This is a genomic window from Ruegeria sp. H7 (assembly GCF_056532945.1).
On record NZ_JBQFNZ010000017.1, the window covers coordinates 1 to 19,886 of the forward strand.

Here is a 19,886-nt window from a genome sequence, read left to right on the forward strand (position 1 = left end):
CAACGCCTCTGATGCCCGCACTGCTGGCCATCCACCTCGGATCGGTCCTGACCTTCTTCCTGCTGACGCCCTACACAAAAATGGCACACGGGTTTTACCGATCGGCGGCGCTGGTCCGGGACGCGCAACGGAAACGCGGCGCATAGCCATCGCTTCCATGCCGTGCGGGGCGCGGAACAGGTTCTAACCGCCACCAATCTGCATCAGTCCGACGGATGTGCTAAGATGCGCCTTGGGTGACAATCGCGACGGAGGAGATCGATATGAGTGCGGGTGTCTGCGCAATCATCGGGTACGGTCCGGGCCTTGGGGCCGCATATGCCGAAGTATTCAGGAAGGCCGGATACACCCTTGCCCTTCTCAGCAGGTCGGGGGCCGGTATCGGGGGCGCAGGCGCATCTGACCCGCAGGTCAAACCCTTTGCCTGCGATGCCGGAGATCCCGACAACCTCAGAGACGCCTTGAAAGCGGTCGAGGATGAGTTCGGCCAGATCGACGTCGTCCTATACAATGCCGACCTTGCTCAGTTCGGAACGCTCGACGATGTGACCGAGGTTCATTTCGAACAAAGCTGGCGCGTAGGCGCATTGGGGCTGTTTGTTACGGCCAAAGTGCTGGGGCCGCAAATGGCCGGGCGTGGGTCGGGCGTGATCATCGTATCCGGGGCTACGGCAGCGCTGCGCGGCAATCTCTGGACAACCGCTTTTGCGCCGTCAAAATCCGCGCAACGTGTGCTGGCAAATGCGCTTGCAAAACAACTTGGACCGAAGGGTGTGCATGTGGCCTACATGGTCATCGACGGCGTGATCGACACAGAAGACACGCGGACGGGTTTCGCGCCCGACAAACCGGATGACTTCTTCATCAACCCTGTCCACATAGCTGAAACTGCGCTGATGCTGGCGCAACAGGACCGATCGGCCTGGACGTTCGAGTTGGATATTCGCCCGTTTGGCGAGAAGTGGTAACGCGGCCAGCGGTCAGGTTTGTTTGCGCGCAATGATGATGAATTGCGTAATCGAGAAAAAGAACCGGCCTGCCTCGGCAAGGCTTTGTTGTTCGTCAAACCACGCCTGCGCAACGGCGGGGTCGACATGTGCGTTTGCAACGGCAAATTGCCTCATCAGATGCAACATCATGGTTGCGATGCCGTCCGGCTTTAGCTGATGATCTACCAGCGTTATCGACCGAACCTCGTCCACCTTATCACCCCGTGCCTTGATCAGCGCAGGTAGTCTTTCCGGCACAGACCCGCTGACGAAATGCTGGTTCCATGAGGATCTCATGGCCTGCATCCTCTCTGGCGCTTCGCTAAACCAGATCAGGGTGTCAAAATGCAGATCGCTGACAACCAGCCGACCACCGGGTTTCAGGCAGCGCATTGCATCGGCAATTGCCCCGTCAATACCGTCGACATATTCGAACACCTGCACCGAAACCGCCTTGTCCGCCATGGCGTCTTCGAACGGAAGCGCATTGGCGACGCCGGTACGGAATTCGACGCAGGCATAGTCACGGCAGCGGGCTTTTGCAGCCGCCGTCATGTCGTCGCTGGGGTCAACCCCGATGACGCGGCCCTTCTGTCCAACTGCGCGGGCCAGTTCCGCAGTCAGCAGGCCGTTGCCACATCCGATATCCAATATGGTTTCACCCGGCGCAGGGCAGAGGGCATCGAATGAAGCCTGTCGCCTGCGCGTTATGTCAGCGCCCTGATACGCGTTTTCCAGGATTTTTGTTGTCTCGGCATCAAAATTCAGCATCTTGTTCCCCCTTCCACTCCGCCGATCTTAACAGATTGGTCGCTTTTGAGTCCGAAACGGGTTTTTGAAACAATGGAAAGCGCCCCGAGCGCCTGGGTACCGCCAAGTTGGTGGCTGGCTAAACGGTTCCCCGATACCCAACTGCCGCCCGATCTTTTGCGGCGCTGGAATAGGCCCAGGATCTGAAGGCTTCGACGTTTGGAGTGGCCCATGTGTCCCGCCCGCCAAGGAGGTATGGCGCAACGAAAGTCACATCATAGCGTTTGTGATCGGCCAAGCCGGGTGGGTGTTGCAATACGTCAATCTGGCGTCAACTTATGAGCGGCAATCAAAATCATGACTCACAGGCAATCTCTTCTTATGCTCGGGCAACGGAGGGGGCAGTATGTCAGAAAAGCTTATCGGCGGGTGCAAATGCGGTTTGGTCCGCTTTGAGGGCGTGCGCGGGGACGCCCCGATGTTTCGATGCCATTGCCGGGATTGCCAGCAACTGACAGGCTCGGGCCATTCCGAGATGATGCCGCTGATCGCAGAAACCTTCAGAATTGGCGACGCTTGCAAAACCTATCAGATGACAGGCGGATCGGGTCGCTTGACCTTTAGCGGGTTTTGCCCGAATTGCGGATCACAACTGACACGCCGCAGTGAAATGATGAGCCAGTTGATCTATGTTCACGCCGCCGCGCTGGATGATCCGTCCAAATACGCCCCCGAGAAGTCGATCTATTCTGACGCTGCGCAATGTTGGGATGATGCGGTGATCCCGCAAGATACCTGAGCGATCGCGGCCATCTTGTGCAATCAAAGGCGATAGCGCTTCAATCGGAATTGCTTTTGGATTGGATGCGCCAGACAAGCTGATCGAACCGCTCCTGGCAGGCAGCCACGCGGGGGCAGGAAGGCTGTCGGAAAGTACAAAAACTTCGAAAATTGGACTCCGGGCGCAGATTCGATGGATAATTGCCTCGGCGCGACCCACGTCTGATTGAAGGAGGCCGTAGGGATGTCCAAGAGCCTTCGCCCACTTACCGACACCGCCTGGCTGGCAGATCATCTGACCGACCCGAAGCTGCGGATCATTGACGTCCGATGGAAGTTTCGGGAGGAAAACGGCAAGGGCGTGGCCTTTGATGACAGGTCAGAATATCAGGCCGAGCATATCCCCGGCGCAGTCTATGTCGGCATGTCCACAGAACTTGCCGACAGTACACAGACCATTCCTGACATGATGCTGGGCCCGCACGACTTTGGCCGGAAAATGCGCGATCTTGGTGTTTCAAGCGACAGTCATGTTGTCGTCTATGATGACTCGGGCCTGCCGCTGGCATCCGCGCGGCTTTGGTGGGCGCTGTCGTATTTTGGCCATGACAACGTGCAGGTCTTGGACGGTGGACTGCAGCAATGGAAGCTGGAAGACCGACCCACCGAATCCGGCGATATTTCCGTCAAGCCGGGGAATTTTGAAGCCAGGGCGCAAGACGGCTGGATCGCCCGGAAGGCTGAGGTCTTGTCTGCGCTTGGAAACCCGAACGTCAGGATTGTCGACTTCCTGCCAAACGATCTCTATCGGGGGCAGGGCTCTCATACATGGGGCGGGCGGTCCGGGCATATTCCCGGAGCGGTCAACATCCCCGCGATTTCGAATATCGATCCGGATTTGGCCGATACACCCATAGCCGAACGGGCAGAGAAATTGCGGCAACGGGGCTCATTCAGGCTGTCGGACCAAAAGAGCCTGCTGCAACATTACCGCGATAAAGGCATAGAGACTGAAAATGAGGTCATTGCCTATTGCGGCCGCGGTTTGGCGGCTTCCAATGGTCTTCTTGCGTTGCGCTATATGGGGTTCGACACATCTCGACTTTATGACGGGTCATGGGCCGAGTGGAGCGCGGACGAAAATCTTCCGATTGAAACGTCGTAAACAACGGCCCACGGCCCTTGCATACTTTCGGTTTTGCACTCAACATCCCGGCTGCCAGCCACAAAAAAGGATGACAGCTTGGTTTCCGACGATCTCGCCAAATCCCTGTGCCAATGGCGGCAACACCTGCATCAAAACCCAGAGTTTGGGTTCGAAGAACAGGCCACGGCGGATTTTGTCGTCAAGCGACTGAAGGAATTCGGGATCGAGGATATCGAGACCGGAATTGGTGGCACCGGTGTCGTCGCCACGCTGCGGCGGGGACGTGGTGATAGAACGATTGCACTGCGCGCGGATATGGATTGTCTGCAAATCCATGAAACCACCAATCTGCCTTACGCGTCGTCCAAACCCGGCCTGATGCATGCTTGTGGTCATGATGGACACACGACAATCCTGCTGGGCGCTGCTGCTGTTCTGGCCCAAGAGGGTGGGTTTGACGGAACCGTGCGGCTGGTTTTTCAACCGGCCGAGGAATGGGGTCAGGGCATGAAGGCCATGATCCGTGATGGGTTAGGATCGCGGTTGGGATTTGACGAAATCTATGGTGTGCACAACAAACCGGGCCTTCCCGTTGGATCGTTTGAAATCCGGCCCGGCCCATTCATGGGTGCCGAAGATGGGTTCCGCATAACCGTGCGCGGTCGCGGTGGCCATGCCTCGCGCCCGCAGGACTGCAAGGATGCGATCCTGTGCGCCTGTTCCATCGTCACCGAGCTTCAGACGATTGTGTCCCGGGCGATAGACCCCTCGGCCCTTGCGGTTGTTTCGGTGACGTCGATTGCGGGCGACAATATCAAGAACGCCATTGCCAGCGAGGCGCGCATCGAAGGCGATTGCCGCCATTTCGATGATGCCGTCAGTCACCGGGTCGAAGAGTCGATGCGCCGCATCGCGAACGGCATGGCCATGGCCCATGACTGCGACGCAGACGTTGAGTATGAGCGTGTGTTTGTCCCGCTGGTGAATGACGCTGAAGCGACGCAGCGCGCGCTGCAGGCGGCGAGATCGGTGTTCGGCGAAAACAACACGGACCCGGATGCCCGCCCCATGGGTGCATCCGAGGATTTTGCCCAAGCTTTGAAACTTGCGCCCGGTGCGTTCGGTAATTTTGGCAACGGCGACAGCGCACCGCTGCACAACGCCGGGTATGATTTCAACGATGCAGCGCTTGTTCCGGGCGTTCAGTGGTTTGTGGAACTTGTGCGCAACCGGCTGCCCGTCAGCTCGGATTAGACCCCGCTATTTACAGATCGGCAGCTCCAAGGGCGGCTGCTTGGGCAAAGAGTCCCTCCATTGGTTTATGATCGGTTGAAGCGTGCGTTTGGGCCAGAACTTCGGTGTGCCAATGGCTTGCAGACACGCGGCGTTCCAATAAACGCCCGCGCGCGACAGTGATCGCCCCTTGCTCACCGCTTTTGCAACCGCGTTGATATCTTTGGATTCAGGATAGATATAAAGCGTCGTCGGGTTGCCCTCTACCAGCGCCAAAATCTCTTCCGAGGCGGATTCCGACCAGGTGGTGCAGCCGTTGCTGCGCCCACCCGTATAGTTCACAAGCCGTCCATAAGGGACATAGCCGTCATCATCAGCATGAGAGCTTGTGGGGTTCTTGAACCGACATTGCCATTTCAGGAAAACGGCAGGATGGCCACCAATGGCCCGTTCCCGCGCATTGCTGGTTTCGCCTTCGCCATCGAACAACAGAAATGTGCGATAGAACGGCTTGGTCTGGCCGGACTGGCTGTAAAACCCCTTGAAGGACGTCCGGGTTTCGGCGGTGACATAGGACCCGCCCGCCGTCAGCTTTGATCCTTCGGCATTGCTGAAATTCTTCGCGCATTGCCGCCCGTTTGCGAAATTGGCGCGTTGCAGTTTTCGCCCATTGCCATACCCGGATGAAACGGCGCGGAATGTCCGCTGAGATTCACAGATGACATAGAACCTGCGTCCGGGGCTGCCGTTGCGGGCGGTGCTGGGGCGGGTCGCGTCTTTGGCAAGATAACAGGGGTTGCTGACCTTACCCTGCCGGGTTTTCTGCTGATACAGTGCCCGCGCCCTTTCCAGCACGACAGGCGCGATCTGGCCGTCGCCTGTACCCACGTGCTTTTGCAGCCAGGCGGGGATATCCGATGACAGGGCAGTGGCCCGTTCGGGCAAGGCCGCGGTCGCCGCGGCAAGGGTCATGATAGTGACTGCAAGACGGATCGATTTCTGTCGCAACGGGAAATCTCCTGCCAGAATGTCCTCAGTTCCAATCTATCACAACTTGCACGGGTTTGGGGGCACGGCAGACACTTAAGACTGCTGCCTGTTGCCGCAAATCCTACCTTTCTTGCGCGTGGCCCTTCAGCCGGATCACCAACGGCAGCATGGCCGCGACCAGCACGGCCGCAAACAGAAACGGTGCGCCGGGGAAATAGATGCCATCATTGTCTACAGACGCATGAAAAATCCCCGTCAGTGCAAGCGGGGACAAAACGGCCGCGACCGAGGACAAAGACGCGATGACCCCCTGCACCACACCCTGCCGATCCTCATCCGTCTGGTTCGACGCCATTGCCGTCATCAGGGGTGGAACCATGTCAGACAGCGCGGCGAGCAGAAGAAAGACGACCAAGGCAGCAATGGACCCGGTGAAGCCAAACCCGATCATGCCGATCAGCGCCGAAACCATGCCCAGCATCAATGTGCGGTAATCCCCGATCCACCGGATGAAGATCGGCATCAACCCGCCCTGAACAAACGCCAGCAGCACACCATAGCCGGCCAGCGACAATCCGATATAAAGGGTTGGCCAGTCGAACACTTCGCGCGTCCAGAAGGCCCACAGGGTCGGGTAGACCATATTGGCGAACTCAAAGATGAAGATGCACAAAAGCGGAACCGCAAGCCCCGGCAGGCGGAAGGCGTCAAAGATCGACTTGAACGGGTTCAGATCACGTTTGCCAAACGGGCGGCGTTTGTCCGGTGTCAGGCTCTCGGGCAGTACAAATACGCCGAACAAGGCGTTGCCTGCCGACAATGCGGCGGCGATCCAGAACGGCGCGGCGATGCTGATTTCCGCCGCGATGCCGCCAATGGCGGGGCCTAGGACAAATCCAATCCCGAAGGCCGCGCCGATCAGGCCAAAGTTCGCTGCCTTTTCCTCGGGGGTTGAGATATCCGCGAGATAGGCGGTTGCGGTGATATAGGTCGCCCCGGCCAGACCCGCGAGCGTTCGCCCCAGCAAAAGCAGCCAGAAACTGCTCGCTAAAGCCATGATGACATAATCAATGGCCAGCATGGCAAGGGCCGCGATCAGTATCGGCCTGCGGCCAACCGCATCCGAGATGCTGCCAACAACAGGACCGCACAGGAACAAAGCCCCTGCATAGGCCGCCATCAGCAGCCCGCCCCAGAACGCCCCTTGCCCCGTATCGCCTGCGCCGACCCGGTCCATCAGATCCGGCATGATGGGAAACACGATACCGATGCCGATGGCGTCAATCATCAGGGTAATGAGTATGAAAAGAATGGCTCGGTTCTGAAACATAATACCCTGTCGAACAAAAGGGGTGATACTGCGCCAGACAGAGTTAGCCGCTTTAGTTCCCCTGCAACAAGGTCACGATGATCGCGGGCCAGCCTGCTTTAGCTGAAGGCGTGGCGAGTCTGGGATCAAACCAGGGTCACCGCCTGGGTTGATTTGGCCCGCGCCACCTGCCTAAGGTCGGCGAAACCAAACGAAACCCCAGAACAGGCCCCCATGAAGCTGGAATTTCACCATATCAATTTTGTGTCCGAAGATGTCGGGCGGCTGCACCGGTTCTATACTGAAACGCTCGGGCTGGACGATATTCCGATCGAGAACTTCCCCCGATCTGCCGAGTCGGATGATCGCGGCTATAGCGGCCAGATCCGGTTTGCCACCGACGGGCATATGCAGATGCATCTGGCCGAACGGGATCTTGGCGTTGCGTTCAAACACGGGGAATCCATCAATCCGGTCGAGCGTGGCCATATCGCTTTCCGCACCGATGACATCGCGGCCTTCAAGGCGATGCTGGATGAAAAGGGCATCCCATATTCAGACTATGGCACCGCCTTTGCCAAGGAATGGCATCAGGTCTTTTTCCTTGATCCCGAAGGCAATGTGATCGAGGTCCATCAGGCCGTTTGACCCCGTCACAGGATCGGCAACGGCCCGCGTGTCTTGTTTTGCCGCAGAACGAAGTTGCTGCGGGTGTCCCGAACCAGACCTGATTTTAGCAGCCGTTTCATGATGAACACTTCAAGGTCCTCGGGGGTTCGGGCATAGACCTTCAGAATGAAATCATGATCCCCGGTGATCGAGGCGCATTCGACAATCTGCGGTTCGGTTTCCACCAGTCGCAGGAAATCGGCGATGCTGTTCTCCTGATGATCCCGCAGCGCCACATGGACATAGGCAATAGCATTCAGTCCCACGGCTTTGGCGGTGACCTGCGCGCGATAGCCCGAGACGACGCCCGACGCCTCAAGGTCGCGAACGCGCCGCCAGCATTGTGAGGCCGACAGCCCCGTTTGCTCGGCCAGTTCCTGCATCGACAGACGACCGCTGGATTGCAGGACACGCAGAATGGCTATGTCTGACTGGTGAAGCATATGGTTCGATATTCCACAGTTGGCGAAACATTACGGTCAAAATAGATCATCCGAACGTCCGCACCAAATCAAATATCGCACTACTTTGGGCGTATCCTGTCAGACAGGAGGACGCGCCCATGCCCAAATCGACAAAATACACCGCCAAGCACGCCGATGATCGCGGCCATATCGACTACACCGATCAGGAAAACGCGGTGTGGGCTGATCTTTACGCTGCACAGGAAGACAATGTTCAGCGCTACATGGCGCGCGAGTATCTGGACGGGCTGGTCCGGCTTGACCTGCCAAAGACGCGCGTGCCGTCTTGCGCCGATATCTCTGAGCGATTACTGGACCTGACCGGGTGGCGCGTCCAACCGGTTCCGGCGCTGATCGGGTTCAAGACCTTCTTTGGTATGCTGGCCGAGCGTGTTTTTCCGGCGGCCTCATTCATCCGAAGCCGCGAGGATTTCGACTACATCGAAGAGCCCGACATTTTCCACGAAATCTTCGGGCATACCCCTTTGCTCAGCGATCCTCGCTTTGCTGCATTCAGCCATGCGATTGGGCGGGCGGGCGTCCGGGCCGATGCGGCGGATTATGCCTGGCTGATCCGGCTGTATTGGTTCTCGATCGAGTTTGGACTGCGTCGTCAGGACGGTCAGATCAAGGCGCTGGGCTCGGGTCTTGCGTCCTCGCCGACCGAACTGGTCTATGCCGTGACCAGTGATATCCCGGATCGTGACCCATTCGACGTTCTGACCATTCTGCGCACGCCGTACCGGATCGACATGCACCAGATGGGGTATTTCGTGCTGGACGATCCCGAGGATCTGTTTGCGGCGGCCGAACGCGACCTGCTGGCCGATGTGCGGCACGCGCGGCGCTTGGGTCTGTTGCCAAACAAGTTCCCCGAAAAGGTCACCGCAGCCGAGTAGAACGCCTAGCCGAGGCTCTTGTACATATAGGTCGTCGGTTCGAACACCGGCTCGAACGGGTTGCGGCAGTAATTGGGGATTTCTCCGGCAATCTGGAAGCCGATGTTTTGGTACAGGATACGAGAGGGATCGCTGCTGCGTGTATCCAGCACCAGCATGGTCCGGCCCAGCTCTGACGCCCTGTCTGTCAGGGATTTCATCAAGGCTCGCCCCAATCCACGCCGTCTGGCGTCGGGATGGACCAGCAGTTTGGCGACGTCCGCGCGATGTGGTTGATTGGGCATCACGGCGGGGATCAGTTGCACGGTGCCCAAAATCCGCCCGTCGCCATAGGCCACAAACAGGTCCAGCGTACCGGCGCGCAGGTCCGGTCGCACGCGGTTCTGCCAATAGGCCCGCGCATCCTTTTTCGAAAACGGAAGAATGAACCCGATGCTGGCGCCCGTATGAACACAGGCGTGCAGGATGTCGGCCAGATCATCATGGGCATCGTCAAAATAGGCGTCCGTCAATCGCGTGATCATATCAGCACCAGAATGTATCGCGCGCCCCGCGTTGCACCGGTTTCAAACCGGGTTGGCCCGCACAGGTGATAGCGCAGGCAGTCGCCACCGCTGAGCGTATGGGGCGTTCCGTCCACGGTGATCGTCAGACCACCGTCCAACATGATCAGGTGATGCTCTTGCCCCGGTTTCGGAGGCGTCTCGTATCCAATCACCGTGTTGCGCGGTAAGTGGCATTCCAGAACTTCTCCGGTCAGGCCCGTCGAGGGCGGTGAGACGGACCTGCGGGTAAATCCGGTCTCGGGATCGCTCCATTCCGTTTGCCGCTCATAGGGGACCTTGGGGTCAAAGCTGTCCTCGACCATCATCAAAAGGCGCGACATCGGCAACCCGTAAGCGGCGCAGAGGCGGCCCAGGTTTTCGGCGGTTGGGCTGACCTCACCCTTTTCCATGCGCGACAGAGTGGCCCGGCTGATGCCGCTTTGATCTGCCAATTGGTCCAGCGACCAGTTGTGGCTTTGGCGCAGTTCACTCAGGCGTGAGGCGAGGCGGTCTGAAAGAGTATCTAACATAGTCCATATTTGAGAAAAATTCACTAATATGGGAATATCGCTTAAAATTAAATTGTTTGCAAATGAAAAAGGGGCGCAGAATCCTCTGCACCCCTTCACTTTTCCAAGTTGGCCGGTTGTTACTTCCAGCCAACCTCGTTGAAGATTTTCTGCGCTTCGGGCAGATTCTGCGCGACTTCGGACAGGTTGATCTCATCCGCTTTGAACTCACCCAGCGACTTGACCGACTCGGCCAATTCGACGCCTGCGACCGTCGGATACTCGTCATTGCCTGCCGAGAAATACTGCTGCGCCTGATCGCTGGAGAGGTATTCAAGGAACTTGATGGCGTTCTCTTTGTTGGGCGCATTTGCGGCAACGCCACCGCCCGACAGGTTCATATGCGCGCCATAGCCGTCCTGGTTCGGGAAGACCCAGCCGATGGAGTCCCGTTCGGCGGACAGGCCCTTGACCTCCTTGCGGATCGAGCGGGCGAAGTAATAGGTGTTCGACACGGCGATGTCGCATTCACCCGAAACCAGACCGCGCAGCTGGTCGGTGTCGCCGCCCTGCGGGTCACGGGCCATGTTGGCAACAATTCCTTCGGCCCAGCTTTTGGCTGCATCCGCGCCTTCATGGGTGATGATCGAAGCCAGCAGCGTCTGGTTGTAAACATTGGTCGACGAGCGGATGCAGATCAGACCTTCATATTCGGGCTTGGCCAGATCGGCATAGGTGGCCGGCGGGGTGGCGACATTGTCTTTGTTGTAAAAGATGATCCGGCCGCGCTGCGAGAATCCGAACCACTGGTTGTCGCTGTCCTGAAGGTTTGCAGGGATACGCTCTTCCAGCACGGCGCTGTCGATCGATTGCAGAACACCGGCGTTCTTGGCGCGGGCCAGCCGCGACGTGTCAACGGTCAGCATCACATCCGCGGGAGAGTTCGCCCCTTCGGCTTCCATGCGGGCGATCAGCTCGTCGGCCTTGCCTTCGATGCGGTTGATCTTGATCCCCGTCGCCTCTTCAAAGTCGGAATACAGGCGTTCGTCGGTGTCATAGTGGCGCGACGAGTAAAGGTTCAGCTCGCCTTCGGCAATTGCAGATGTGGCGATCAAAGCCATCAGGCCAGCCGCGATGCATGTCGTGGATTTCAACATGGTGTCTCCAAACGTTGCAGATTCTTCCGGGTGGTTCCCGAGTGATTTAGTCAATTACCAAATTGCGAGTCGTTTGCAAGCAAATCCGACAGAAATAGTCGATAATTTGTTCAGATTTGAATCGCGCGCCCGATCCGTTACATTCGGACCATGTCCAAAGTGGTGTCGAACAAGACAGTATTGCCAGCAGGTGGCGGCGCATTTTCGCTTCCATCCCTGTCGGTCGGCATCTTTCTGAACGATCAGCCAACTCACCGTTTTGCCCACGGCACGTCCATTGCAACGCACCTGCCCCTGAGCAAGAATCAGGGCTGGATCCTTCCGGCGGGCAGCGATGGGGTATGCGAGTTTGACGAGGATCTGGAATTTGTCATGGTCAGTCTGGACAACGCGATCCTGACCGAATTTGATCTGAGCCGTGATTTTGAATTTCAGCCCATCGTGGGCGACATTGACCCGCTGCTGACGAACCTGAGCCTGACGGCAAGTGCATCTTTAGGTGGCGGTCTGTTATACCGCGAGACCATTCAAAGGGCGCTGGCCGCGCAGATCGTCGAAACTGTCCGACCTGCCGCGGATTGGCATCGCGACATTGAAGATGCCCGGCTGCGCAAAGTTCTGGACTATATTCAGGACAATCTGAGCCAGGACCTGTCGCTGTCGGCGATGGCCGATCTTGCCGCGATGAGCGGGGCGCATTTTTCCAAGGCTTTCAAGAACGAGGTCGGGGTTGCACCCCTTCAATATGTGATCGCCGCCCGGCTGGATCGTGCATCTGTTCTGTTGCGCACATCAAAGCTGACCGTGGCCGAGATCGCCTGGCGCGTTGGCTATCAGGATGTCAGTCGGTTTGGGCAACATTTCAAACGCAAGTTCGGCGCAACACCGGCCAAGTTTCGGGCGGGATGACCCGCCCGAACTGGTGGAGTGTGCTGGTTACTGGCTCGCCCGCTCTGCTGCGATGCTGACCAACCCTCGATCCCCGGTTTCCCAAAGTGCGGTCATGGTCAGGGATGTGACACGCCAGCGGTCGCCGGACTGAACCAACGCGTAAGAGTATCGGCCACCCAATGTCCAAAGACCGTCATCAATGCGGTGGGTCGCTGTGAAATCGGCCTCGGCGGTGGCGGTATTGCCATTGACCGAGGTCACGGTTTCATTCGTCACCATGTGATGCGTGCTGTCGAAACCGGGCAGGAAGCCGGACCATGCAGCAATCAACGCGTCAGCCGGTTGCGTGGCAGGATCGCCGCCCCAAAGGCTGGTGTAGTCGGTTGTGACCGTGTCGGCAAAAGCGCTGCGCACGCGGTCCCAGTCGTGCCGGTCGGCCCCGGCGGCGATGTCCGTGATCGATCGGTTGATCTGGGCCTGATCAGCGAAAGCGATGGTTCCGGCCAGGGTCGCAATTGCGGCTGTAGAGATCAGTGTTTTCACCATTGTCGTGGCTCCTGTTTTCTCAGGTTGAATGAAAGCGGAGGCTTGGGATTCATCGGTCTGATTGCTCGGCCAAACGTCCGGGCAACGGCGCGAGCGGATACTGGGCCCAAAAGAACGCATTGGCCGCATCCTGATCGCCGGACAGGTTCGTCGCTTCGACGATCTTGCCGTTCTCAATGCGGTAGACCAGCGCCCAGATCGTATCGACATTTGCCACGCCATCGACATTCGACCATCCGCGATGAATATCGACGACATGAGTTTCATCCGCACCGAAGTAGATCGGTTCAGCCTGAAACCCGGCCGATCCAAGCTGTTCGAAGAACGCCAGAACCTCGGCGCGGCCCTGTTTGGTGCCGCTTAGGGGATGGCGGCCGGGGATGTGCCACCGCACATCCTCGTCCATCACAGCAGCAATCGCTTCAAGGTCGTTTGCCCCATAGGCGGCAAAGAAATCCTGAACGGTTTTGATGTTCTCTTCCGGTGTTGCGGCCATTGCCAAGCCTCCGATCATTAGGGCAGTTGAGGTCACAAGGGATGCAAGCAAGGGCTTCATCCTTGCTCTCCACGAAAATGCTCGGCCATGGCGTCTGCGGCCCGCGTGACGTCTTCGGGATTGTCGTAGAAATCGAACTGGGTCACGTCTTCGAGCCATTGCATGGTCGCATCCCCGGCAAATCCGCCAAGAAAGCTGCGCACGCCCTGCGGGATCGCGGCGCTTTCCGAATGGACGATGGCCAGTGGTTTATCCAGACGCTGCGGGTTGTCTGCGGGGTGGTATGTCAGCCAGCCTTCCCAGCCTGCATTGTTCCACTGATTGTCATATTCCGGGATCGCGCCTCGGTCGGCCTCGTAATAGTAGCCGCCAATGGGCATAAGCACGCCCTCGGCCCCTTCCGGTCCAGCGGCCGGGATGATCTGACCGCCTGACGCTTTGGCAGCGCGGGACATTTCAATCAGACCGGCCACACCGTCAGCGCCGCCATAAACGGTCTCGACGATCTCGCCGTTTTGCAACCAGGGGGCAACGAGGCCAACCCGCTGCACCAGATCATTCCCGGCGGATGCGTCGATCATATACCCGGCCGAGGCACAGATCCCCAGACCGTTGATCCGAGAGGCATCGACTTCGGGCAGGGTCGCCAGAACTTCAAACGCTTTGGCAATATCCGAAGTCTTTGCCTGTGGGCTTTCGACAAACCGGACGCCTTCGGGCAGGTCACCGGATTTGCCCCAGCCGCGGAAGTCGAAGGTAAAAGCAGCAAAGCCGCGCGCGACCATCTGGCGGGCATAATTCGCAGGCATCTGTTCCTGCACTGATGTCCAAGCGCCCGTGACGACAACGGCGGGCAGGGGCGTGCCGTCATATCCTTCAGGCAGGTAGAGGGTGCCCGACATCTCGGCCCCTTCGTTTTCGAACGTGACAGCCCGTGTTTCGATATCGGCCATTGCGGTTGACGCCATCAGGGCGGCGGCAGTTGTAAGTGAGGCGCGTTTCATAACTCTCTCCATCTGTGATGTGGTCTTAGGCAGCCAAGATGATGGTTCTGGGCCGGTTTGAGAGGCGCGATTTCTGGGATTCACTATGCGAATCCTGTCGAATGCACCCGACATTGCCGGTCAGGGCGCGGGCACCATATGTTGAGGCGAATGGCAGAGCGGGAAGGCGACCTATGCAAGACAAGAACGACCTGATCACCTGGCTGATTTCGCAGGGTCGGATGCTGGGTGACGAAACGCAGATCGTGTCGCAATACTGCGCAGGCTTGCAGGAACTGGGTGTGCCTTTGTCGCGGGTTCGGATTGGTCAGAACTACTCCAACCCGCTGATCAGCGCGTGGGGCATCATCTGGACGCCGGAAGGGTCTCGGAAATACACGGTTCCAATCACGATCCGGGTCTCAAGCGCGTGGCATGGCAGCCCGTTTCAGGCGGTTGTGACTTCGCGCCAACCCTTGCGCAAGCGGCTGCTGGATTTGGACCTGTCGGCTGAGCATGAAGTGTATTCCGAACTGCGCGATGCCGGTGCCACGGATTTCCTCGCCATGCCGCTGGAATATGGTGACGGTTCGGTTCAGGGGTCCAGTTTCAGCACGGATCACCCGGATGGCTTTTCGGACGCGCAGGTGCAAATCATCGAAGCCACCCGCCACGCATTGTCTTCGGCGCTGGAACCGATTGCGATGCGCGAGTCGCAGAAAAGCCTGCTGCAAACCTATCTGGGCGAAGGCCCGGCGCTTGAGATTGGCAACGGCAATATCAAACGGGGCGAGCACAAGTCGGTCTCTGCCGCGATCCTGTTTGCGGATTTGCGCGGGTTCACGGCGAAATCCGAGGTCTGGCCCGAAGAGAAACTGCTGACCATCATGGGTGATTATTTCGAGATGGTTGTGGGCCCGATTCGGGACCATGGCGGTGACGTGCTGAAATTCATGGGCGACGGTGTTCTGGCTTTTTTTCCGGCAGAGCCTGATGCGGAAACCGCTTGCCAGTCAGCAGTGTTCGCAACGGCCGAGGCCTTGTCCCGGCTTGCGGCGTATAATCAGGACGCCCAAGCCGCAGGTGCCGAACAGATCGAGTTTGTCGTCGGCCTCGACTATGGCCCCGTGACATTCGGAAATATCGGCAGTCCGGACCGCTTGGACTTTACCGTGGTGGGGTCAGCCGTGAATGTCGCCAGCCGGGTTCAGGGGCTGTGCAAGGACCTGGGTGAGCAGATGCTGATGACCAAGGATGTGCAGCGCCATCTGAACAGGGAAACAGAATCGGTGGGCTGCCATCAACTCAAAGGGCTTGGCGAGGCGATCGAAGTGTTTCGGACCAACCCTGCTACCTGACAGGCTGCGCACAAAAAAACCGCGCTTTACAGCGCGGTTCTTTCGAATTGGGTATGTGCAGTTCTTAGCCCTGGCGAGCTTTGAACTTGCGCTGCGTCTTGTTGATCACGTAGACGCGGCCTTTGCGACGCACAACCCGGCAGTCGCGGTGCCGGTTCTTGAGCGAGCGGAGCGAGTTCTTGACCTTCATGGGTCTGTCTCCAATCTGCGGCGCCTTCATCAAAGACGTGGCCAGCGCCTGGGTTAGTCGGGTGTCCCGGAAGCCCGGAACAGTGAAACGATGGTGGGCGGTACAAGGATCGAACTTGTGACCCCTTCGATGTCAACGAAGTGCTCTACCGCTGAGCTAACCGCCCACTTTCCCTTTGCGTGCCCTGCCCCATAACGAAATGGGGCGCGGATCACCGCGCCGGTAGCGGGGTCTATAAAAGGAGTCGTTCAGGGGTTCAAGGGGTTTGGAAGAACAATTTTCCGGTCTATGTTGAGTGCGAACACGGAGAGATCATGCCGAACGCAGCCTTCATACTGGATATGCCCGAGAATCGCACCTCATGCGCCGTGTTTTCGTCGCCCCATAGCGGGCGGGACTATCCCGAGGCATTGCTGAAACGGTCTGTTCTGAACCCAAACGGGATTCGATCCTCGGAAGATGCTTTTGTGGATCAACTGTTTGCCTCAGCGTCAGAGTTCGGCGCGCCCCTGATCAAGGCGGCCATGCCGCGCGCCTATCTGGACCTCAACCGCAGCGCGGATGAGCTTGATCCGGCGCTGATCAGCGGTGCGCGCAGGCAGGGGCACAACCCCCGCGTTGCCTCGGGGCTTGGGGTGATTCCCCGCGTGGTGGCCAATGGCCGGGCGATTTATCGCGGCAAGTTGACCATGGATGAGGCGCGTCTGCGCATCGACACCTATTGGCGGCCCTACCATACGCGGCTGAAATCGCTGCTGGCCGAGTCGCATGAAAAATTCGGGCAGGCGATTCTGATCGATTGCCACTCAATGCCGCATGAGGCGGTTGCCATGGCCAGCACCTCGCGCAGCCAGCGGCCCGAGATTGTTCTGGGCGACCGGTTTGGTGCGTCGGCGTCCACCGAGATTGTAGACCGCATCGAAGCCGCCTTTGCGGCGGCGGGGCTGACGGTTGCGCGCAACGCGCCCTTTGCCGGGGCTTATGTCACGCAAACCTACGGGCGGCCCGGTCGCCAGCAACACGCGATTCAGATCGAGATCGACCGCGCGCTGTATATGGATGAAGAAAAGATCGCCCCGAATGCGAACTTCATGCCTTTCTCAAGGCTGTTACGTCAGGTGATCGCCGAGATCGCCAGCATCGGCGCGCAGCCTCAGCGTCTGGCGGCGGAATAGGGCCTAGCGCAAGGCGCGCCCCTTCACGATGGCATCTGCGCCGAACCGTTCCCGGATTTTGTCGGTCGCACGCTCGGCCTGAGACCGGCGCCCGGCGTCAGGGTCCAGCAAATCCCCTGATATGTCGGCCTGATCCGCTGAACACAGATCGGACAAGCCACAGCCCAGCAGCCGATAGGGGCCCTGATCGCCCACCTGATCGAACAGGCCACGCGCGGTGCGATAGATTCGGTCGGCAATCTGGGTCGGATCGCGCAGCGAAACCCGCCGGGTGATGATCTTGTGGTTGGCCTTCTTAAGCTTCAAGGTGACAACCCGCCCCGCCAGATCCTTGGCCTTGGCCCGGTCGGACACTTTCAGGGCCATGCGCCAGATGTGACCATCCAGAATGTCAATGCTGGCGGTATCTTCGAAAAACGTGGTCTCATTGCTGATCGATTTCATCGGCTCATGCGCTGACACGCGCCGCTTGTCCTGACCGCGCGCCAGATGCCACAGGCGATAACCCATCGAGCCGAACCGCGCCGTCAGCGCCTCCTGATCCCAGCGCAGCAGGTCGGAGAAGGTGCGAATGCCCGCCCGTTCCAGCGACTCCTGTGCCGCCGGGCCAATGCCCCAGATCAGACGCACGGGCTTGTCATGCAGGAACTCTGCCGTCTCGGCCTTGCCGATCACCGAAAACCCGCGCGGCTTGTCGAGGTCCGAGGCGACCTTGGCCAGAAACTTGTTGTGGCTCAGACCGATTGAACCGGTCAGGCCCAGCTCGTCCTTCATGCGCTTGACCAGACGCGCCAGCATGACCGCAGGTGGCGCGCCGTGCAGACGTTCCGTCCCGGACAGGTCCATGAACGCCTCATCCAGTGACAAGGGTTCCACCACCGGCGTCAGTTCATCCATCATCGCGCGAATCTCGCGCGAGACCTCGACATAGACCGACATGCGGGGCTTGATCACCACCGCCTCGGGGCACAGCTGCAGCGCCTTGAACATCGGCATGGCCGAGCGCACGCCCCTGATGCGCGCCACATAACAGGCTGTCGACACCACGCCCCGCTTCCCACCGCCGATAATCACAGGCTTGTCAGCCAAATCCGGATTGTCGCGCTTTTCGACCGAGGCGTAGAAGGCATCGCAATCCATATGCGCGATGGACAGGTCGAACAGTTCCGGATGTGACTTGACCCGAGGGCTGCCACAGGTCGGGCAGCGCCGTTCGTCGGTGACTGTGGTCAGGCAATCTCGGCAAAGGCCAGGCATGCGCGTCCTCGGGCATTCCGCGAGTGGGTTGGGCATCCCTTATACCACCAATAAGGGGGGATCAAAGGTCCGACAATCTGCGCCTGATCTCAAAAGAAGACCCCCCGCGCGTCAGCGGGGGGAGGTAACGAACCTCAGGAAGACACGGTTCGTTGGGGAGTGTTTCATCCCCAAGACTCGCCGATATCTCTATATTTAGATAGGTTCCAAGCGCCAGCCCCTAAACTTGCGCGTTTTCTGTGTATTTTCGGGCACAGCTTGTTTCAGCGGTTTTAAGGGTCGAAAGTGACCTAAGGTCAAGTTAATCAAGACATTTGTTAACGCATTCAGGGTTTGATTCCCGAAACCGTTCAGTGCCGTGTCAAAGAGTTTAATTCGCTCAGAACGGCCTCGGCCGCCGCTTTCGGATCGTCCGCCTGATAGATCGGACGGCCCACCACGATGTGATCTGCCCCGTCGCCGATGGCGCTGGCCGGGGTGGCGACACGTTTTTGATCGCCGAGTTCTGCCCCGGCAGGACGCACACCCGGCGTGACGATCAGCCGTCCTGCGGCCTGGGGCAGGGCGCGGATCAGGGCGGCCTCTTGCGGGCTGGCGATAACGCCGTCGGCCCCGGCCTCCAGCGCTTTTGCCGCACGTTCGACGACCAATTCCTGCACGTCGCCGTCTTTCAGGAGGCTGGCATCCAGATCGTCGCGGTTCAGCGAGGTCAGGATGGTCACCGCAAGGATTTGCAGGTCCTTGCCCGAGGCCCCCTCTTTCGCGGCGCGCACCACATGCGGGTCGCCATGGACAGTCAGGAAATCCAGATCGAACTGCGCCAGCCCCCGCACGGCGTTTTCGACCGTGTTGCCGATGTCGAACAGCTTCATGTCCAGAAAGATGCGCTTGCCGTGATCCTGTTTCAGCTCATTCGCCAAAGCCAGACCACCGCCGGTCAGCATCCCCAACCCGATCTTGTAGAACGAAACGCTCTCGCCCAGCCGTTCGGCCATGGCCAGCCCCTGCAGGGCGTTCGGAACATCAAGGGCTACGATCAGGCGGTCATCGGACATTGGGGCGCTCCTGTTTTTTGGCAAACGTCTGCGTCCTAACGGGTTCGGGCGCGCCTGTCTATGCGCGATAGCTGTCAGGGGCGGATGTGTTCTGTGCTAGAGTGACCGGATTAAACGCAAAAAACGAAAACAAAGGGACGTGAAATGAAGAAACTGCTGTTGCTGGGCGTGGTTTTGACAATGGCCGCCTGTGAAGACTCTGCGCCTGACGCGCCGGAAACAGGGGCTGCACCGGCCCCGACGAATGATGATTTGCGTCTGGTACGCGGCTACCGGTCCGAGGATGATTGGTGCCAGCTGACCGGAGAAACGGCCTTTACCGGCAATTTCCTTGATCACACCGCTGATCTTGTTTCCTGCCCGACGGGCAGCGATGCGGCGCAGTCTTTGGTCGATGATCTGGGCGCTGTCCAGGTGGCCGAGACCGGAGGCTACACGGTCTACACGATCCAGCGCGAATAGTGCGGGAATCTGCGCTCTAGCCTCTTGAACCG

General features: G+C 58.8%; 23 protein-coding genes and 1 tRNA gene. 10 read left to right on the forward strand and 14 right to left on the reverse strand.

The genetic code is table 11. The features are described from left to right. The first annotated feature begins 263 nt into the window (after positions 1-263). Positions 264-968 carry an SDR family NAD(P)-dependent oxidoreductase gene (locus ACR0AC_RS20785; protein ID WP_480875852.1) on the forward strand — a complete coding sequence of 235 codons (705 nt, stop codon included), beginning with the start codon at positions 264-266 and terminating at the stop codon, positions 966-968. A gap of 12 nt (positions 969-980) precedes the next feature. Here ACR0AC_RS20785 and ACR0AC_RS20790 read toward each other — a convergent pair whose 3' ends face one another. After that, positions 981-1,760, reverse strand: coding sequence for a methyltransferase domain-containing protein (locus ACR0AC_RS20790; RefSeq protein ID WP_480875855.1), 780 nt, complete (start codon positions 1,758-1,760; stop codon positions 981-983). A 385-nt stretch (positions 1,761-2,145) separates the two neighbouring features. Here ACR0AC_RS20790 and ACR0AC_RS20795 point away from each other — a divergent pair, with 385 nt between their 5' ends. The 3 genes from ACR0AC_RS20795 (at position 2,146) to ACR0AC_RS20805 (ending at position 4,920) form a co-directional block, all read left to right on the forward strand. Next, a complete protein-coding gene (locus tag ACR0AC_RS20795) occupies positions 2,146-2,538 on the forward strand; it encodes a GFA family protein (protein WP_480782023.1) in 393 nt (130 codons plus the stop codon). A gap of 225 nt (positions 2,539-2,763) precedes the next feature. Further along, positions 2,764-3,684, forward strand: coding sequence for a sulfurtransferase (locus ACR0AC_RS20800; protein ID WP_480875858.1), 921 nt, complete (start codon positions 2,764-2,766; stop codon positions 3,682-3,684). Positions 3,685-3,762: 78 nt separating this feature from the next. Further along, positions 3,763-4,920 (forward strand): M20 aminoacylase family protein, encoded by a 1,158-nt coding sequence (locus ACR0AC_RS20805; protein ID WP_480875860.1) that lies wholly within the window; start codon positions 3,763-3,765, stop codon positions 4,918-4,920. 6 nt (positions 4,921-4,926) lie between these two features. On the opposite strand, the gene ACR0AC_RS20810 is transcribed toward ACR0AC_RS20805, so the two are convergent. Both ACR0AC_RS20810 and ACR0AC_RS20815 read right to left on the reverse strand, forming a co-directional pair. Beyond that, entirely contained in the window at positions 4,927-5,871 is a 945-nt protein-coding gene (locus tag ACR0AC_RS20810) for a hypothetical protein (protein WP_480875863.1), read from the reverse strand. A 139-nt stretch (positions 5,872-6,010) separates the two neighbouring features. Then, positions 6,011-7,219 (reverse strand): MFS transporter, encoded by a 1,209-nt coding sequence (locus ACR0AC_RS20815; protein ID WP_480875866.1) that lies wholly within the window; start codon positions 7,217-7,219, stop codon positions 6,011-6,013. Between the two features lie 213 nt (positions 7,220-7,432). On the opposite strand from ACR0AC_RS20815, the gene ACR0AC_RS20820 reads away from it, so the two are divergent. Beyond that, on the forward strand, positions 7,433-7,846 hold the full coding sequence (locus ACR0AC_RS20820; RefSeq protein WP_170456718.1) for a VOC family protein: 414 nt from the start codon (positions 7,433-7,435) through the stop codon (positions 7,844-7,846). Between the two features lie 5 nt (positions 7,847-7,851). Here the strand turns inward: ACR0AC_RS20820 and ACR0AC_RS20825 are convergent, their stop codons facing one another. Further along, on the reverse strand, positions 7,852-8,310 hold the full coding sequence (locus tag ACR0AC_RS20825; protein WP_170524427.1) for an Lrp/AsnC family transcriptional regulator: 459 nt from the start codon (positions 8,308-8,310) through the stop codon (positions 7,852-7,854). Between the two features lie 119 nt (positions 8,311-8,429). Between ACR0AC_RS20825 and phhA the strand changes: the two genes are divergently transcribed. After that, a complete protein-coding gene (phhA, locus tag ACR0AC_RS20830) occupies positions 8,430-9,230 on the forward strand; it encodes a phenylalanine 4-monooxygenase (RefSeq protein WP_170456714.1) in 801 nt (266 codons plus the stop codon). A gap of 5 nt (positions 9,231-9,235) precedes the next feature. On the opposite strand, the gene ACR0AC_RS20835 is transcribed toward phhA, so the two are convergent. The 3 genes from ACR0AC_RS20835 to ACR0AC_RS20845 all read right to left on the reverse strand — a co-directional run bounded on the left by ACR0AC_RS20835 (position 9,236) and on the right by ACR0AC_RS20845 (position 11,441). Then, entirely contained in the window at positions 9,236-9,754 is a 519-nt protein-coding gene (locus ACR0AC_RS20835; protein ID WP_170456712.1) for a GNAT family N-acetyltransferase, read from the reverse strand. Next, a complete protein-coding gene (locus ACR0AC_RS20840; protein WP_170456710.1) occupies positions 9,751-10,305 on the reverse strand; it encodes a helix-turn-helix transcriptional regulator in 555 nt (184 codons plus the stop codon). The genes ACR0AC_RS20835 and ACR0AC_RS20840 overlap by 4 nt, the downstream gene beginning before the upstream one ends. A 119-nt stretch (positions 10,306-10,424) precedes the next feature. Then, positions 10,425-11,441 carry a Fe(3+) ABC transporter substrate-binding protein gene (locus ACR0AC_RS20845; protein ID WP_170624936.1) on the reverse strand — a complete coding sequence of 339 codons (1,017 nt, stop codon included), beginning with the start codon at positions 11,439-11,441 and terminating at the stop codon, positions 10,425-10,427. A gap of 150 nt (positions 11,442-11,591) precedes the next feature. On the opposite strand from ACR0AC_RS20845, the gene ACR0AC_RS20850 reads away from it, so the two are divergent. After that, positions 11,592-12,350, forward strand: coding sequence for a helix-turn-helix domain-containing protein (locus tag ACR0AC_RS20850; protein ID WP_480875870.1), 759 nt, complete (start codon positions 11,592-11,594; stop codon positions 12,348-12,350). A 27-nt stretch (positions 12,351-12,377) separates the two neighbouring features. Here ACR0AC_RS20850 and ACR0AC_RS20855 read toward each other — a convergent pair whose 3' ends face one another. The 3 genes from ACR0AC_RS20855 to ACR0AC_RS20865 are packed head-to-tail and all read right to left on the reverse strand — an operon-like array spanning position 12,378 to position 14,378. Beyond that, on the reverse strand, positions 12,378-12,878 hold the full coding sequence (locus tag ACR0AC_RS20855) for a nuclear transport factor 2 family protein (protein WP_170456704.1): 501 nt from the start codon (positions 12,876-12,878) through the stop codon (positions 12,378-12,380). A gap of 49 nt (positions 12,879-12,927) precedes the next feature. Further along, positions 12,928-13,374, reverse strand: coding sequence for a nuclear transport factor 2 family protein (locus ACR0AC_RS20860; RefSeq protein ID WP_170738199.1), 447 nt, complete (start codon positions 13,372-13,374; stop codon positions 12,928-12,930). Positions 13,375-13,430: 56 nt separating this feature from the next. Continuing rightward, on the reverse strand, positions 13,431-14,378 hold the full coding sequence (locus ACR0AC_RS20865) for an alpha/beta hydrolase (RefSeq protein ID WP_480875873.1): 948 nt from the start codon (positions 14,376-14,378) through the stop codon (positions 13,431-13,433). A 173-nt stretch (positions 14,379-14,551) separates the two neighbouring features. On the opposite strand from ACR0AC_RS20865, the gene ACR0AC_RS20870 reads away from it, so the two are divergent. Further along, complete coding sequence (locus ACR0AC_RS20870; protein WP_480875876.1) at positions 14,552-15,715, forward strand: adenylate/guanylate cyclase domain-containing protein; 1,164 nt, start codon at positions 14,552-14,554, stop codon at positions 15,713-15,715. 64 nt (positions 15,716-15,779) lie between these two features. On the opposite strand, the gene ykgO is transcribed toward ACR0AC_RS20870, so the two are convergent. Further along, positions 15,780-15,905 carry a type B 50S ribosomal protein L36 gene (gene ykgO / locus ACR0AC_RS20875; RefSeq protein WP_005648635.1) on the reverse strand — a complete coding sequence of 42 codons (126 nt, stop codon included), beginning with the start codon at positions 15,903-15,905 and terminating at the stop codon, positions 15,780-15,782. 91 nt (positions 15,906-15,996) lie between these two features. Beyond that, positions 15,997-16,071: transfer RNA gene (locus ACR0AC_RS20880), tRNA-Val, on the reverse strand. A gap of 148 nt (positions 16,072-16,219) precedes the next feature. On the opposite strand from ACR0AC_RS20880, the gene ACR0AC_RS20885 reads away from it, so the two are divergent. Then, positions 16,220-17,080, forward strand: coding sequence for an N-formylglutamate amidohydrolase (locus ACR0AC_RS20885; protein WP_480875878.1), 861 nt, complete (start codon positions 16,220-16,222; stop codon positions 17,078-17,080). Positions 17,081-17,083: 3 nt separating this feature from the next. Here the strand turns inward: ACR0AC_RS20885 and ACR0AC_RS20890 are convergent, their stop codons facing one another. Both ACR0AC_RS20890 and pyrF read right to left on the reverse strand, forming a co-directional pair. Further along, positions 17,084-18,337, reverse strand: coding sequence for a DNA polymerase IV (locus ACR0AC_RS20890; protein ID WP_170456696.1), 1,254 nt, complete (start codon positions 18,335-18,337; stop codon positions 17,084-17,086). Between the two features lie 350 nt (positions 18,338-18,687). Continuing rightward, entirely contained in the window at positions 18,688-19,392 is a 705-nt protein-coding gene (gene pyrF, locus ACR0AC_RS20895; RefSeq protein ID WP_170456693.1) for an orotidine-5'-phosphate decarboxylase, read from the reverse strand. A 144-nt stretch (positions 19,393-19,536) separates the two neighbouring features. On the opposite strand from pyrF, the gene ACR0AC_RS20900 reads away from it, so the two are divergent. Next, a complete protein-coding gene (locus tag ACR0AC_RS20900; protein ID WP_170456691.1) occupies positions 19,537-19,854 on the forward strand; it encodes a hypothetical protein in 318 nt (105 codons plus the stop codon). The last annotated feature ends 32 nt before the right edge of the window (positions 19,855-19,886 follow it).